13 protein-coding genes are annotated in these 13,966 nt (G+C 47.0%); 1 reads left to right on the top strand and 12 read right to left on the bottom strand.

The window, feature by feature from the left end:
• Positions 1-203 precede the first annotated feature (203 nt).
• The 12 genes from recO to mtaB all read right to left on the bottom strand — a co-directional run bounded on the left by recO (position 204) and on the right by mtaB (position 13,569).
• Positions 204-854 (bottom strand): DNA repair protein RecO, encoded by a 651-nt coding sequence (gene recO / locus FYJ39_RS02330; protein ID WP_154470864.1) that lies wholly within the window; start codon positions 852-854, stop codon positions 204-206.
• A gap of 135 nt (positions 855-989) precedes the next feature.
• Positions 990-1,901: a GTPase Era gene (gene era / locus FYJ39_RS02325; protein ID WP_154470863.1), complete on the bottom strand. Its 912-nt coding sequence runs from the start codon at positions 1,899-1,901 to the stop codon at positions 990-992.
• Between the two features lie 75 nt (positions 1,902-1,976).
• Entirely contained in the window at positions 1,977-4,949 is a 2,973-nt protein-coding gene (locus FYJ39_RS02320; protein WP_154470862.1) for an insulinase family protein, read from the bottom strand.
• Between the two features lie 149 nt (positions 4,950-5,098).
• On the bottom strand, positions 5,099-5,926 hold the full coding sequence (locus tag FYJ39_RS02315) for a YdcF family protein (protein ID WP_154470861.1): 828 nt from the start codon (positions 5,924-5,926) through the stop codon (positions 5,099-5,101).
• Between the two features lie 55 nt (positions 5,927-5,981).
• Complete coding sequence (locus FYJ39_RS02310; protein ID WP_154470860.1) at positions 5,982-7,241, bottom strand: peptidase U32 family protein; 1,260 nt, start codon at positions 7,239-7,241, stop codon at positions 5,982-5,984.
• Positions 7,242-7,262: 21 nt separating this feature from the next.
• Positions 7,263-7,910 (bottom strand): O-methyltransferase, encoded by a 648-nt coding sequence (locus FYJ39_RS02305; protein ID WP_154470859.1) that lies wholly within the window; start codon positions 7,908-7,910, stop codon positions 7,263-7,265.
• Positions 7,907-8,548 carry an endolytic transglycosylase MltG gene (locus tag FYJ39_RS02300; protein ID WP_235919719.1) on the bottom strand — a complete coding sequence of 214 codons (642 nt, stop codon included), beginning with the start codon at positions 8,546-8,548 and terminating at the stop codon, positions 7,907-7,909. The genes FYJ39_RS02305 and FYJ39_RS02300 overlap by 4 nt, the downstream gene beginning before the upstream one ends.
• A gap of 52 nt (positions 8,549-8,600) precedes the next feature.
• Complete coding sequence (locus tag FYJ39_RS02295) at positions 8,601-10,490, bottom strand: ribonuclease J (protein WP_353847269.1); 1,890 nt, start codon at positions 10,488-10,490, stop codon at positions 8,601-8,603.
• A gap of 141 nt (positions 10,491-10,631) precedes the next feature.
• Complete coding sequence (locus tag FYJ39_RS02290; protein ID WP_154470858.1) at positions 10,632-10,913, bottom strand: DUF1292 domain-containing protein; 282 nt, start codon at positions 10,911-10,913, stop codon at positions 10,632-10,634.
• Positions 10,914-10,969: 56 nt separating this feature from the next.
• Positions 10,970-11,410: a Holliday junction resolvase RuvX gene (gene ruvX / locus FYJ39_RS02285; protein ID WP_154470857.1), complete on the bottom strand. Its 441-nt coding sequence runs from the start codon at positions 11,408-11,410 to the stop codon at positions 10,970-10,972.
• Positions 11,411-11,794: 384 nt separating this feature from the next.
• Positions 11,795-12,055 (bottom strand): IreB family regulatory phosphoprotein, encoded by a 261-nt coding sequence (locus FYJ39_RS02280; protein ID WP_154470856.1) that lies wholly within the window; start codon positions 12,053-12,055, stop codon positions 11,795-11,797.
• A 143-nt stretch (positions 12,056-12,198) separates the two neighbouring features.
• Positions 12,199-13,569: a tRNA (N(6)-L-threonylcarbamoyladenosine(37)-C(2))-methylthiotransferase MtaB gene (gene mtaB / locus FYJ39_RS02275; RefSeq protein ID WP_154470855.1), complete on the bottom strand. Its 1,371-nt coding sequence runs from the start codon at positions 13,567-13,569 to the stop codon at positions 12,199-12,201.
• A 156-nt stretch (positions 13,570-13,725) separates the two neighbouring features.
• Here mtaB and FYJ39_RS02270 point away from each other — a divergent pair, with 156 nt between their 5' ends.
• Positions 13,726-13,959, top strand: coding sequence for an HPr family phosphocarrier protein (locus FYJ39_RS02270; RefSeq protein WP_154470854.1), 234 nt, complete (start codon positions 13,726-13,728; stop codon positions 13,957-13,959).
• Positions 13,960-13,966: the final 7 nt, after the last annotated feature.

Below are 13,966 nucleotides of genomic sequence, written 5' to 3'. Positions count from 1 at the left end.
CTTCTTGCTGCGCTAATTTCTTCTTAACTGCTATCATTATGCCTAACTTTATTCTTAATGTCAATAAGATTTACTATATCTTGTGGTTATTTTGAATTTAACATCTATATCTTTCCTGTATACAGCCTGTTTTTGCTTAGTCAAATGGCACAATCTCACGGTCAGCTCCACATCGCAGAGCAGCTTGGGCCATCATCCAAGCTTTAGGATACCATCATATCTAATATCTCCAACGACCTGAACTCGTGGCGTATATATGTTCTTCTGCTGTGTTCCACTGCTCTCTCAAACTCCCTGAGCACTTCCTCTTTCAGTATAAACTTATAAAGGGACTCCACAGGCGAACACACTACATATTCCCAGCCATACCGGCAGGAATCGGATACTTCCACAGGAGGCAGCTCCGTATATTCCCCATTTATGACCATTGCCTTCAGTTCGAAGATTCTGCGAACCAGCTTATTAGGTATAGCTCTGTTCATCAGCGCCCTCAGAGACTGGTACACCAGCTTTAAAAGCTCTGTCTCATCCATATTCTCCTGAGCAAAGTAATCTGCCATCTCTAGAAAGTATGAGCCATAGCAGGCACGCTCCACATCCCCTGACAGCTCGTCAAAATAATTCATAATCTGAACCGATTGAAGGTTGTAGGCGGATTTTCCCTCATAAAGAGTAAAGCTTCCAAAAGAAAACGGACGGCTGGCCGCCATCAGAGAATTGCCCGGCTTTCTGGAGCCATGAGAGAAGGCAGTGATCCTCCCCCTCTCTCTTGTAAGCAGTACCAGACGCCGATCAAAATCTCCAGAAGGAGCAGATATAAGAACCATACCTGTCAAGGTTACTGTGTCTCTCATGCCATTCTCCCCTCCCTTCATCATTTTCCACTGTCATTCCCAAACATTCTGTTGTATTTACTTTAAATAAGTTGTAAATACAACAGAAATATATGTGGCTTACCAAAATCCTTCCATATATTTCCCACTTAAAACTTATATATCCTTGCTGTTATACCCATAGTTTTTCATATACAGCTCACTATCCCGCCATTCTTTCCGCACCTTTACCCATAGCTGCAAATTTACCTTCCCGTCCATCATATGCTCAATGGACCTTCTGGCTTCAGTACCAATACGCTTAAGCATGGCTCCGCCTTTACCAATGATAATCCCCTTATGGGACTCCCTTTCACACACAAGGCTGGCCTCAATGTCGATGATGCCGTTTGGCCTCTCCTTCATCTTCTCTATGGTCACCGCAATGCCGTGGGGAATTTCGTCATTCAGCAGCCGGAGCGCCTTTTCACGTATTAATTCTGCCGCAATCTGCCGCATGGGCTGGTCTGTCACCGTATCCTCATCATAAAACTGCGGACCCCAGGTGAGGTATTTGAAGATCAGATCCGTCAGCAAAGACGTATTAATATTTTTAAGGGCAGACAGCGGCACAATCTCCGCAAACCTGCACATATCCTTATATGCATCAATAAAAAGAAGAATTTCATTCTGGTTCTTTACTGTATCAATTTTATTGATTACCAGAATCACCGGCGTCTTCACCTTGTTCAGCTGCTCCACAATATGGCGCTCGCCTGCTCCGATAAAGGTGGTAGGCTCTACCAGCCACAATATTACATCAACCTCTTTCAAGGTATGCTCTGCCACGCTCACCATATATTCGCCCAATTTGTTCTTGGCCTTGTGAATCCCCGGCGTATCTAAAAATACAATCTGTCCCCTCTGGTCTGTATATACCGTCTGAATCCGGTTCCTGGTAGTCTGGGGCTTATCCGATGTAATTGCAATCTTCTGACCGATTAAATGATTCATCAACGTGGACTTTCCCACATTAGGCCGTCCTATTAAGGCTGCAAAGCCTGATTTCTTCTGTATATTTTCTTCCATCTAACCCTCCTTCTCAAGCCCGGCCCAAAGACAAAATGCCTGGGGCAAGGCTTCCGTAACGCTGCTTTTGCGCTATTAATGAAACAGAGGCTTCACCTCTTTAAACATCTGGCTTTCCTCCTTGATCTGCCCTTCATTTCCAATAACGCAAAGAGCATTCGTATCCAATATGGCCTGGACAATATCCGCCAATGCCCGTATATCCTCCTGAGTTACCTCCAGTATTTCGTTCCGTTCCTTTTGAACCATCTCCTCTGTCATTCCTGACAGATAAGCCGACACATTTCTCATTCCCTTCAGGAATGGGGTGAGAGGGGTATCCACATTGCTGATGGTTCCGATTACATATTTCGTCATATCCCTTTGGCTGATTATAAAATTTCTCAGATATTCGGGAATCCCCTCATAGATTCCATTGGTGGCCGCCAGATTAGGATCACGGTAGGATACCAAATAGCCGGAGCCGTTCTGACCAAAGCTGCTCATGCATCCGTAGGCGCCTCCCTTTACACGAAGGTTCGTCCAAAGGTAATCGTAATTTAAAATAACCGAAAGCACCTTCAAAGCGCCCGTGTATGTTAACTCCTTCCCATCCTTTCCTTGCTTACCCGCAAAGGTGCCGCAGCGTGCAACATAATTTACCTGAGATGAAGTTTTAAAGCCTTCATTGCGGTTCTTACGTTCAAAAGCATAAGGATACTTCGTTCCATCTCCTTTAAACAAACTGCTTTTAAAGGTTTTAAGCTCTACTGGAAGATAACTATAGCCTTCCTCATCAGCCGTATATGCCACCACAAGATTGTCCTCTGTAAACAGCTTCTCAGCCGTACTTCTGAGTTTCCTGATGAGAGCCTTTCTATATTTCGGATCTCTAGCATACTTAAGACTTACATCCTCCAGAAACTGATAATATCCAATACCTCCAAGACAGTCATTAAAGGCAGCCATCGAAGAATAATAGGAAGCTGCCCTTCCTACCGCTGCCCCGTGGGAGGAGTTCTCCAGCTTCATTCTGGCCTTTGAACGGTTTTCATCCAGAAGCTCACCTAACCGCTTCTCATTTTCAAGCTTGGAGCGGGTCAGAATTTCTGTAAACATAGAGAAGGCAAATTCCAGCTTCCCGTAGAGTACCTTTGCGCTTGCCTCAAACCCACCTGTAAAGGAGTCTGGATTGTCCATTTTAGGATAAGAGCGAATCCCAAAGCTAATCCCTCCGCTATTCAGATGAATCTCACTGGTAAGGTCACTGTAGCTGTAATGCTCCGTGTCCACATACCCCAAAACCGTCTTTAAAAGCCCTACATAGGGCAAATCCTCCGGCAAAATCCGGTCTGTATTGAACAACACGCTGAGATACCCAATCCCAGAAGTAAAAAGATTGCTGTGAATTACTCTGACTCCGTCCTCTATTTTAATCTTATAGGAGAAGCCGGCAACCTCCCTGCCAATATCCTCCCGCTGAAGCATGGGAATCGTTTCAAGCTCCTGGCCGGAAGAAGGAGTCTCCTGATATTCCCTCAGGGCTTTTGTTTGAGCAGCCAATGCTTCCTGCTCCTTAAGGCTTAAGGCTTCCTTGTAGACCTTAAGCTTAGCCGCCAGCTTCCTATCTTCCTCAGCCGTCTGGTTTATCTTCGGACTGACAGTAATGACTGCCTCATGCGGATTATCCAGCAGATATTTCTGAATCAATTTCTCAAAATACCCTTCATCCACAGCATTCTTAAGGAACTCAAAGGTAGGCATATACCGGAGATGAAGCATAGGATCCCCCCCATAAAGCCAGCTGTCCATACACCATAAGCCATACATCAGTCCCTTTGGAGCTGAACCATAGTCTGCCTCCCTGTACTGAAACTCATAGTAATTCAGGCCTGCTAGAAGGCTCTTTCTTCCGATCCCCTGATCTGCCAGCTTTCTCAGCGTTCCCTTTACTACTGCCAGAAATTCCCCCCTCTGTTCCCTGTTGGCGTTTTTTGCAACTACCGAAAAATAGGGCTGTAAAATACCGCTCTCATCACCTCCCAGAATATCCTGGCCGATCTTCGCATCAATAAGGGCCTGCTTTAATGGCGCACCCGGAGCGCTTATGAGCGTGTACTCTAAAATCCGAAACGCTACGTACAGCTTTGGGTCCAGCACAGTTCCCACAACCGTATTCACCGAAAGGTAGGTTCTGTCCTCCAGCCCTTCCTCCTCTGTGACGGAATAGGTGATCTCCCGGTTTACAGGTTCCTCAAATGCCTTCTGAAGCTTAATGGAGGAATCCACCCTGCAATCCGCTCTATCATACTTACTTAGATATGCATCGTCCATCCAGGAAAGCTTTTCCGCCATATCCATGTTTCCGTAAAGATAGATATAGCTGTTAGCCGGATGGTAATAATTCTTGTGAAATTCGATAAATTGCTCGTAGGTCAGGTTTGGAATCTGCGCCGGATCTCCTCCTGATTCATTGGAATAACAGCTATCTGGAAAAAGTACAGCTCTCGTATACCGATCCAAAACGCTTTCCGGCGAGGAAAACGCTCCCTTCATCTCATTATACACCACTCCGTTAATCGTCAGCTCATCTTCCAACGATTCCAGCTCATAGTGCCAGCCCTCCTGATAAAATATCTTCGGCTCCTGGTAAATGGCAGGATGAAGCACACCGTCTAAATATACATCCATCAGGTTCTGGAAATCCTTATCATTGCAGCTAGCTACCGGATATACGGTCTTATCAGGATAAGTCATGGCATTTAAAAAAGTATTTAAAGAGCCCTTCGCCAGCTCCACAAAGGGGTCCTTTACCGGGAATTTTTCAGATCCGCAGAGCACGCTGTGCTCCAGAATATGGGGCAGCCCCGTGCTGTCCTCAGGCGGAGTACGAAACCCGATGGAAAACACCTTGTTTTCGTCCTCATTGGACAAAAGAAATACCTTTGCCCCGCTTCGCACATGTTCCAGCACTACAGCCCTGGAATCCATCTCCTTTAAAAAAGCTTCCTCTGTCACACGGTAGGCAGTTAATTTTTTAACGTTTTCCAGATTACCCTTATCTGTCATCCCTTATACCTCTCAATTCTGACTATTTATTTCGCGCAGCTAAGCGCTTTTTCTTATTCTTCCTCAGCTCCCGCCCAAACATTCATTCCCAGCGTTTATGCTCCCGAAGCTTTATGGCTGTACTTAAGCTGCAGGCTTATTTGCAGCCATCACATATTCCCCATCAGTCGATCCTTTATAATAGAAGCGCACTCCCTCACACAGAAATGAACAAACAGTATGGGATCTGAGGAGGTGGATATACCGTAAACATTTTCAATCCCCCACTTTTCAGCTATAAGTCTGGCCCTGTAAATATGGTAATTGCTGGTTAACACTCCCACCTCCAGCGGCCTATCCGGAGCAATGGTATAGGACGCAGAATCAGCCCTCTCCATAAGAGGCATCCTCTTTTCCTTCTCCTGTCTCCTGTGGTTTTCAATCACCACCCGGCTGAAAGCGATATTCTCCACAGTGCTCACAGAACGATCCTCCATCAGAAGCTGCTCTGATCTGATGCCATTGTAGATCAAGTAATCATACATTACCTTAGCCTCGCTTTCCTGCCCATCCCCTCCATTTCCGCCTGACACCACCAGAATGGTGTCAGGATTCTCCTGAACATACTCTATCGCCTTATCCAAACGCTTCTTGAGGGAATTGCTAGCCGTATTTTCATTGACCCTGGCTCCCAGTACGATTACATAATCCAGGCCTGGCCGGTTTAAGGTGGCAGCTCCCAGAAATACCTGGATGCATACAACCGCAAATACAGCCATTCCAGCCACACAGGTAGTAACTACAGCCACAGGAATCCACCGGGGAATCCTTTCCGTATTTCTGGCATAATACCATTTTCCATAGGTCAAAAATAGGCAAAGGGCAGCAAGAAACAGCCAAATAAAGGCAAAAGACGTCCCAATGCCTCCATAGACCGTGATGACCACAAAATATCCGGCGCAAAGTGCCGCCAATCCAATCAGTATGATATCAAGCATCCCCAGCCGCCTCCTGTCCGGCCAACCCCAGAGCAGCCTCTATGTACCGTATTCATCATATCCGGCACACGAGGGCCTGCCCGGTTTCCCCATCTTCCTTTTTACGTAATATATCACCGGCCTTTACATCCACACCAAGAGACACCCACAGTTCCTGCTTTGGATGAGGAGCGCTCTCCTGAGAATTTCCCTCCAGATCCTGGATCTTCGTAACAACTGCCTCCAGATTTCTTCCGTCTGGCTTCATCACCTCAATGGTCTCCCCCAGCGCGAACTTATTCTTCTGCTGAATTCTGCAGCGTCCCTTCCCGTCGCCCTCCTTTACAGTCCCCAGGTACGTATAATTTTTAACATAGGTGTTATTGTCATAAATCTGAGCCTCCTCTGTGGGAGGGCCGAAGTAAAAGCCTGTGGTAAACTCCCTATAGGTGCATTTCCCAATTTCTTCCTTATACCATTCCAGATTGGCTGCATAGAGGACAGGATCCTTCTTATAATCATCGAGCGCCCTGCGGTAGGTGCGGGCCACAGTAGCCACATAAAGGGCCGTTTTCATCCTTCCCTCAATCTTAAAGCTATCGATTCCGGCGTCTATCATTTCAGGAATATGCTCAATCATGCACAAATCCCTGGAATTAAAAATATATGTTCCCCGCTCATTTTCATATACCGGCATATATTCTCCCGGACGTGTCTCCTCCACAATGGAGTATTTCCAACGGCAGGGATGGGTACACGCCCCCCTGTTGGCATCTCTTCCCACAAAATAATTGCTAAGAAGACACCTACCTGAATAGGAAATGCACATCGCGCCATGAATAAAGCTTTCAATTTCCATATCCTCCGGTATATTGGCGCGTATTTCCTTAATCTCTCTTAGGGACAGCTCCCTGGCTGTCACTACCCGCTTTGCTCCCAGCTGTCGCCAGAACAGAAAGGTTCCGTAGTTGGTGTTGTTTGCCTGGGTGCTGATATGTATCTCCATATCAGGAAGCACCCGTCTGGCAATGGAAAATACGCCCGGATCTGATATAATCAGAGCATCCGGGCTTATCAGCTTCATCTCTTCAAAATAAGCCTCTACCCCCGGCAGGTCATCGTTGTGAGCCAGAATATTGGCTGTCACATAAACCTTGACACCGCGCTCATGAGCAAAGGCAATCCCTTCTTTCATCTCTTTTCCGGAAAAATTGTGGGCCTTAGCCCTGAGGCCAAAGGCTTCTCCTCCTATATATACCGCATCCGCCCCATATATAACTGCTGTCTTAAGAACCTCCAGACTTCCTGCCGGTATCAATAATTCTGTCTTTCTCATTGCAATCCTCTCTATCCCTGATTACTTTATTTTCGTACTGATAGTAATCCCGTCTCCAATCGGGATAACAGCAGTCTCCAGCTCCTCCATATGCTTTAAGGTATAAAGATACTGGCGCATACGGCTGTGAATGGTGCGGTTCCTCCGCTTCACCGCAAACCGTGATTCCACAATATCTCCGTTCTGGAGCACGTTGTCGGATATCAGGACGCCTCCCACAGGCATCAGTTTTAAAATCAAAGGGAGCCAATGAAGATACTGCCCCTTGGCAGCATCCATAAACACCAAATCAAAGGCCTCTCCCTCCAATTCCTTTAAAAGCTCGTTAGCATCCCCTTCCAAAAGGGTAATTCGCCCTTCCTCCCCGGCTTTGCAAATATTCTCCCTAGCTACAGGAATCCTCTTTTCATACTTTTCTATGGTGGTAATATGGCAGGCTTCAGGCATAACCTGACACATCAGCAGCGCCGAATATCCTACGGCAGTGCCAATTTCCAGAATACGCTCTGGTTTTAAGGACGCAGTCAGCGTCCTCAAAAGGGAAGCCGTCTCTCTGCGGATTATAGGTACATAGCCATCTACCGCCTCTTTTTCTATCGAATCCAGAAGCTCGCCCTGACTGGACTCCAGAGAGTGAAGATAGTCTGTAATTCTGTCATTTACAATCATTGCGGTTCATCCTCTGGCGCTTCCTCAATCCAGCCGCCTTCCATCTCCTGATCCTCATCCCCGTAATAAGCTCCATTCTCATTTTCCTCAAAGCTCTGGAAAGCCTGGGTTGAAGCCTTGGGAAGATCCTGCGTTTTCTCCGAGGCTGCTTTAGCGCTTTCCGCCTCTAAGTCAGACTTAGGCTCCGCTGCAGCAGAGAAAGACTCGGCTGTGGTTTTTGCCTTAGCGCTGCCGGACTGGACAGGGCTTGCTTCCCCTTTCGGCTTTTCATTCAGCACCTGGAGGATCTCTTTGGAGGTCATGGAGGTATTCAGCACGTAGGTGCCTGGATATACCGTATCATAATCATAGAATTTCCCCTGGAAGATAAAAGCGAACTCGTTCTTAATAAGGCCTTTTTTAGACAGCAGTCCAGCTGCCTCCGAAACCGTCTCCTCCTTATCAATCTCAATCGTCACATCTCTGCCCGGCGCTTCCTCCACGGCCTCCGCATAAAACACTTCATGGCCAAAGGCATAGCCTTTGGCCACTGCTTCATACAGCAGCAGGACAATCAGCGCATATACAATCAGCTTCACTGAAACACTGATAATGGTTGTTGTAATTTTATTAATTTCTTTCGTTCTGTTACTCATCATCCAATCCTCTTGTCCTGTCGGCCGCTTTTCATTGGGAACACGGTTTCTAAGGCTACACTTCCATAATAATCGGCAGAATCACCGGGTTGCGCTTCATTCGCTTCCACAAAAAGTCACTCAGGCTGTCTTTCATAATGTTCTTAATCTTTCCCCAGTCGCTGACATGACGATCCAGGCAGTCTTGAAGCGCGTCTGATACAACCCCATGAGCCTCCTCCAGAAGATCCTCAGATTCACGCACATACACAAAGCCTCTGGATACAATATCCGGTCCTGCAAGCAGCTGGTTGCTGTGCTTTTCCAACGTAAGAACAACTACTATAATACCATTCTGAGCCAGGTTTTGTCTATCCCGCAGTACAATATTGCCTACATCCCCTACGCCAAGGCCATCCACAAGGATTCCTCCGCAGGCTACATGGTCAATGACTTCACAGCTGTCCTCATCCAGAGCCACCACATCACCGGAGCTTACAAGAATGGCATTGTCCTTTGGTACACCCATAAATTCAGCCAGTTCCTTCTGAGCCATGCGGTGGCGGTACTCCCCATGCACCGGTATAGCAAATTTGGGATGAATCAAAGAGTATATCAACTTCAAATCCTCCTGGCAGGCATGTCCCGATACATGGGTATCCTGACAGATAACCTGAGCGCCTTTCATGGAAAGTTCGTTTACTACATTGGAAACCGCTTTCTCATTACCTGGTATAGGGGTGGAGCTTAGGATTACCACATCCCCAGGCATGATGGAAACTTTTTTGTGAATGCTGGCTGCCATACGCGATAAAGCCGCCATTGACTCCCCCTGGCTTCCTGTGGTAATCAGAACCGTTTTTTCAGGCGGATAGTTCTTTAGATTCTCTATATCAATCAATGTTCCCTCAGGCACCTTAATATATCCGTGCTCACTGGCAATCTCCATAACCGTTACCATACTGCGGCCTTCCACAACCACCTTCCGGCCATACTTGTAAGCGGTATTTACAATCTGCTGCACGCGATCCACATTGGAGGCAAAGGTAGCCACTATAATTCTCTGGTTTACATGCTCTGAGAAAATAGAGTCAAAGGTTTTGCCTACCGTCCGCTCCGACATGGTAAAGCCGGGACGGGTAGCATTGGTACTATCTGCCAAAAGAGCCAGCACTCCCTTTTTACCCAGCTCCGCAAACCGCTGCAAATCAATGGAGTCTCCGAATACCGGCGTATAGTCAATCTTAAAATCTCCTGTGTGAATAACTGTTCCTACTGGAGAAAAAATAGCCAGGGCCGCTGCGTCCTGAATGCTGTGATTGGTCTTGATAAACTCTACCCGAAAGCTTCCAAGGCTCACGGACTGACCGTGCTTCATCACCTTTCGCTTGGTATTCTTCATCAAATTATGTTCCTTCAGCTTATGCTCAATCAAAGCGATGGTAAGCTTCGTTCCGTATACCGGCACATTCAGCTGCTGAAGAATATAAGGAAGAGCGCCAATGTGATCCTCATGCCCATGAGTAATAACAAAGCCCTTTACCTTGTCAAAATTCTGCTTTAGGTAGGTCACATCTGGAATAACCAGATCGATCCCCAGCATGTCATCCCCCGGAAATGCCAGACCGCAATCCACAACAATAATGCTGTCCTCATATTCAAAGGCCGTGATATTCATTCCTATCTGTTCCAGGCCGCCCAAAGGAATAATCTTCAGCTTTCCTTTTCCATCCTTTTTACCAGGCCGCCTAACCGGAGCAGTCAGAGACGCTTCTTTAGAACGCTTTGCCTCTGTCTGCCTAGATACGCCTGTGCTCCTGGCGTTCTCCGCGTCAATAGCCCGTCCTGCTTTCTGTTCGCTGCGGCCCCTGGACTGTCCTTGGTTCTGTCTGGCGCCAGAAGAAAGCCTGCGTCTGCCTCCCTCCCCCTGGACATTCTGGCTCTTCCCAGCCTGCTCCTTCTGCATCTGCTCCTTAGATACTGCCCTTCTGGGAGCTGGCCTCCTTCTCTGAATCTGTTTTGCCGGCTGCTGCTCTCCTGGCGTCTTCGCTTTTGCCTCTGTTGTATTCTGTTTTTCTTCTAAATTCAATTTTGTTCCTCCAATTTTCTATTTTTTAAGTTCTACGTCTGCATCGCTTAAAAGCTCCTCAAAGATACCCATCAGACTGTCCAATTCCTGATCATCTTCTACAAACTCATATACAGCCTCGGCATCCTGACAGCCGGACACATCCCGAAGTATATAACATTCACCGTCCTGACCTTCAGGAGCGTCTGTCACAAGCAGGTATCCCCTGGCATTTATTCTTGTTTCTTCCAGTACATAAAAATTCACAGATTCCCCTGAATCTGTTATCATTGTTATTAAATTGTCCTTCTTCTCTCCCATGGTTCTCTCCTGTGCTCCGGCCCTTTTTATTCCAACACACCGCACCGGGCCGTTCCTTAGTATTCATCTTCCGCTCTCAGGCTCAGAGAGTCCAGATAACCCTGAAGTATGATGACAGCCGCAATTTGATCTACGTGCTCCTTCCTGCGCTCCCTGCGTACGCCGCTCTCCATAAGAATCCGCTCTGCAGACACTGTAGTCAGCCTCTCATCCCACAAAATAACAGGAAGTCCGGTGCGCCGTTCCAGAACCGCCTTTAACTCCTCTGTCTTTTTGCACCGCTCTCCGATTGTGTTGTTCATATTCTTAGGATACCCAAGAACAATTCGTTCAATCGCATATTCTTCGATTAAAGCTTCAATTCTCGCCAGAGTACGGCGAAGCTTATGTTCATCCTTCCTGGTTATGGTCTCCACCGACTGTGCTGTAATACCTAAAGAATCGCAGACTGCGACCCCTACTGTTTTCGATCCGTAATCAAGCCCCATGATCCTCATATCCAGTTCCCTCCAACTGTCTCTATCTTCAAAAATACACAATCCGGCATTCCCTTACATATACTGCAAATCACGTCTGCTGCAGATCATGTCAAATATCCCCTACTAGCTTAAAAGAGCATAAACCCTTAAGCGGCAAAAAGCTGCCAGACATTTGCCACCTCAGAAGCTCGCCCATGGCCCGCTGCATGCACAAATAAACGAACGCACGACAAAACCAGCTGGCTATCCACCAACTGATGCGTCCCTCTCATATCCGTACATTGCCCGAAGATCCGGCGGATCTTCCTTTTCTCACGAAGCCTGCACACTGCCTGTCCCGAAAAACATGCCCAAAAACACCTGTGTCCAGACAGAACACCGGCTTTTTACACATGCTTCAATCTATCGGAAACAAGCGTCAATATACACGGCCATCAGCTCCTCCAGAATCTCATCACGTTCAACCTTCATAATCAGGCTTCTGGCGCCCTTATGGCTGGTAATATAAGTCGGGTCCCCAGACATGATATAGCCCACAATCTGGTTAATAGGGTTATATCCTTTCTCGGTCAAGGCAATATATACCTGCTCCAGAACCTCACTGACTTCCATCTTCTTATCCTGAACAGCTTGAAAATATTGTGTTTCAGTTATATTGCCCATGTCATCACGTCCTTTAAGTATTCCTTTTTATTCTACCTTATCTTTGCCCATTGGGCAATAGACTATTTTCTTAATTTTTGATCATAATTATACCATATTTGCAAAATGTCGCACAATCATCTTGTCCTTCCCTTCTTCTGTTCCTATTTTCCCTCAAGCTCAACCGCCAGAAGCTGATCATCCAAAAGCCTTCCAGCTCTGACCCTGCATATTTGCCCTGACAGCGCCTTTTCTGAAGCATCAGACCCAAGCAAAAGCGCCGCCTTCACATATTGAGGCGTAAAACCGGTCATATATCGTCTGCCCTTAATCTCCTCCGCTTCCTCAAACAGCACGGAAATCTCCCTGCCTGCAAAACGGCTGCGGTACTCCCTTGACATCTCTTCCCCCAGACGAAGCAAACTATCACTCCGCTCTCTCTTTACCGGCTCCGGCACCTGATCCGGCATTACAGCCGCCCTGGTTCCTGCTCTCTTAGAATATTTAAAGACATGCAGCTCATAGAAACGAACCTGTTCCAAAAACTCCCTAGTCTGCTCAAACTCCTGATCCGTCTCACCTGGAAAGCCAACAATTACATCTGTAGTAATGGCGGGCTCCTGAAAGCAGCTTCTTAAAATCCCGCACCGTCTTAAGTAATCCTCTGTAGTATAACGTCGGTTCATCCGCCTCAAGGTCTCATCGCAGCCGCTCTGGAGGGACAGATGAAAATGTGGGCAGAGCTTTGGCATGGCAGCCATCTCCCCGGCAAATTTCTCCGTGATGATTCTTGGCTCCAGGGAGCCTAAGCGAATACGCTCCAGTTCCTGTATCCCGTTCATTCTCTTTATCAGATCCAGCAGAGGGCCATGGTCCCAGTTTCCTCCCTGAACCGGGCCCTCCTGCTTATGCTCCATACCGTAGGAGCTTAAGTGGATTCCGGTTATAACCACCTCTTTGTATCCTCTGGACACCAATTCCTTCACTTCCCGGATTACAGACTCCGGCTGCCTGCTTCGTACCCGGCCTCTGGCATAGGGGATGATACAATAGCTGCAAAACTGATTACAACCGTCCTGAACCTTGATAAAAGCCCTCGTATAGCCTGACATCCGGCTCAAACGGAGCGCTTCGTACTCCCGCTCATGGGCTATATCCATCAGATGGAGATCCGCCTCCTGCCTTCCCCCCTCTTTCAGATATGAATCCAGAATATCGGCCAGCTCTCCCTTTTTATTATTTCCGATGATTATATCAACTGCATCGTCCTTTTTTAAGGAATCGGCAGCAACCTGAACGTAGCAGCCCGCCGCCACCACCACAGCCTGCGGGTTCAGCTTTTTTGCCCGGTGAAGCATCTGCCGGGATTTGCGATCTGCAATGTTGGTAACAGAGCAGGTGTTTATAATATATACGTCAGCCTGTTGATCAAACGGCACAATCTCATAGCCTCTGGCTTCAAGCTGCTGCTGCATAGACTCAGTTTCATATGCATTTACTTTGCATCCCAGATTATGAAGGGCTGCTTTCGGCATGGCATAACCTCCTGTTCACAATGTGTCACAGTTTCCTACTGTGTTTTTCATGCAATCTCACTATTGACTTTTGCCCTTCCTGTCTGTAGTATTAAAGCCATGGAGTCTGCTGATGGCTACTCCGCTTTAACACACATCACAAGGAGGGTTCTTCGTATGAAAACAGTTCGTATTTCGTTAAATTCTATTGACAAGGTAAAATCATTTGTAAATGATTTGTCAAAGTTTGATTATGATTTTGATTTAGTTTCCGGCAGATATGTTATTGACGCCAAGTCCATCATGGGAATCTTCAGTCTGGATCTGTCCAAACCTATTGACCTGAATATCCATGCAAACCAGGACGTGGATGAAGTTTTAGCAGCCCTGTCTCCATATATGATTGATTAATACAGAT

The organism is Clostridium porci (assembly GCF_009696375.1).
Taxonomy (GTDB): domain Bacteria; phylum Bacillota; class Clostridia; order Lachnospirales; family Lachnospiraceae; genus Enterocloster; species Enterocloster porci.
Note: the sequence above shows the minus strand (reverse complement) of the source record. Positions and strands in the feature narration are given on the sequence as shown.

Excerpts from the sequence above, each read along its gene's own strand:
- FYJ39_RS02305 (WP_154470859.1), bottom strand. The coding sequence starts at position 7,910 with ATGATTGTAAATGACAGAATTACAGACTATCTTCACTCTCTGGAGTCC.
- FYJ39_RS02270 (WP_154470854.1), top strand. The coding sequence starts at position 13,726 with ATGAAAACAGTTCGTATTTCGTTAAATTCTATTGACAAGGTAAAATCA.
- mtaB (WP_154470855.1), bottom strand. The coding sequence starts at position 13,569 with ATGCCGAAAGCAGCCCTTCATAATCTGGGATGCAAAGTAAATGCATAT.
- FYJ39_RS02300 (WP_235919719.1), bottom strand. The coding sequence starts at position 8,548 with ATGATGAGTAACAGAACGAAAGAAATTAATAAAATTACAACAACCATT.
- FYJ39_RS02320 (WP_154470862.1), bottom strand. The coding sequence starts at position 4,949 with ATGACAGATAAGGGTAATCTGGAAAACGTTAAAAAATTAACTGCCTAC.
- FYJ39_RS02315 (WP_154470861.1), bottom strand. The coding sequence starts at position 5,926 with ATGCTTGATATCATACTGATTGGATTGGCGGCACTTTGCGCCGGATAT.
- FYJ39_RS02295 (WP_353847269.1), bottom strand. The coding sequence starts at position 10,490 with ATGCAGAAGGAGCAGGCTGGGAAGAGCCAGAATGTCCAGGGGGAGGGA.
- FYJ39_RS02290 (WP_154470858.1), bottom strand. The coding sequence starts at position 10,913 with ATGGGAGAGAAGAAGGACAATTTAATAACAATGATAACAGATTCAGGG.
- era (WP_154470863.1), bottom strand. The coding sequence starts at position 1,901 with ATGGAAGAAAATATACAGAAGAAATCAGGCTTTGCAGCCTTAATAGGA.
- ruvX (WP_154470857.1), bottom strand. The coding sequence starts at position 11,410 with ATGAGGATCATGGGGCTTGATTACGGATCGAAAACAGTAGGGGTCGCA.
- FYJ39_RS02310 (WP_154470860.1), bottom strand. The coding sequence starts at position 7,241 with ATGAGAAAGACAGAATTATTGATACCGGCAGGAAGTCTGGAGGTTCTT.
- recO (WP_154470864.1), bottom strand. The coding sequence starts at position 854 with ATGAGAGACACAGTAACCTTGACAGGTATGGTTCTTATATCTGCTCCT.
- FYJ39_RS02280 (WP_154470856.1), bottom strand. The coding sequence starts at position 12,055 with ATGGGCAATATAACTGAAACACAATATTTTCAAGCTGTTCAGGATAAG.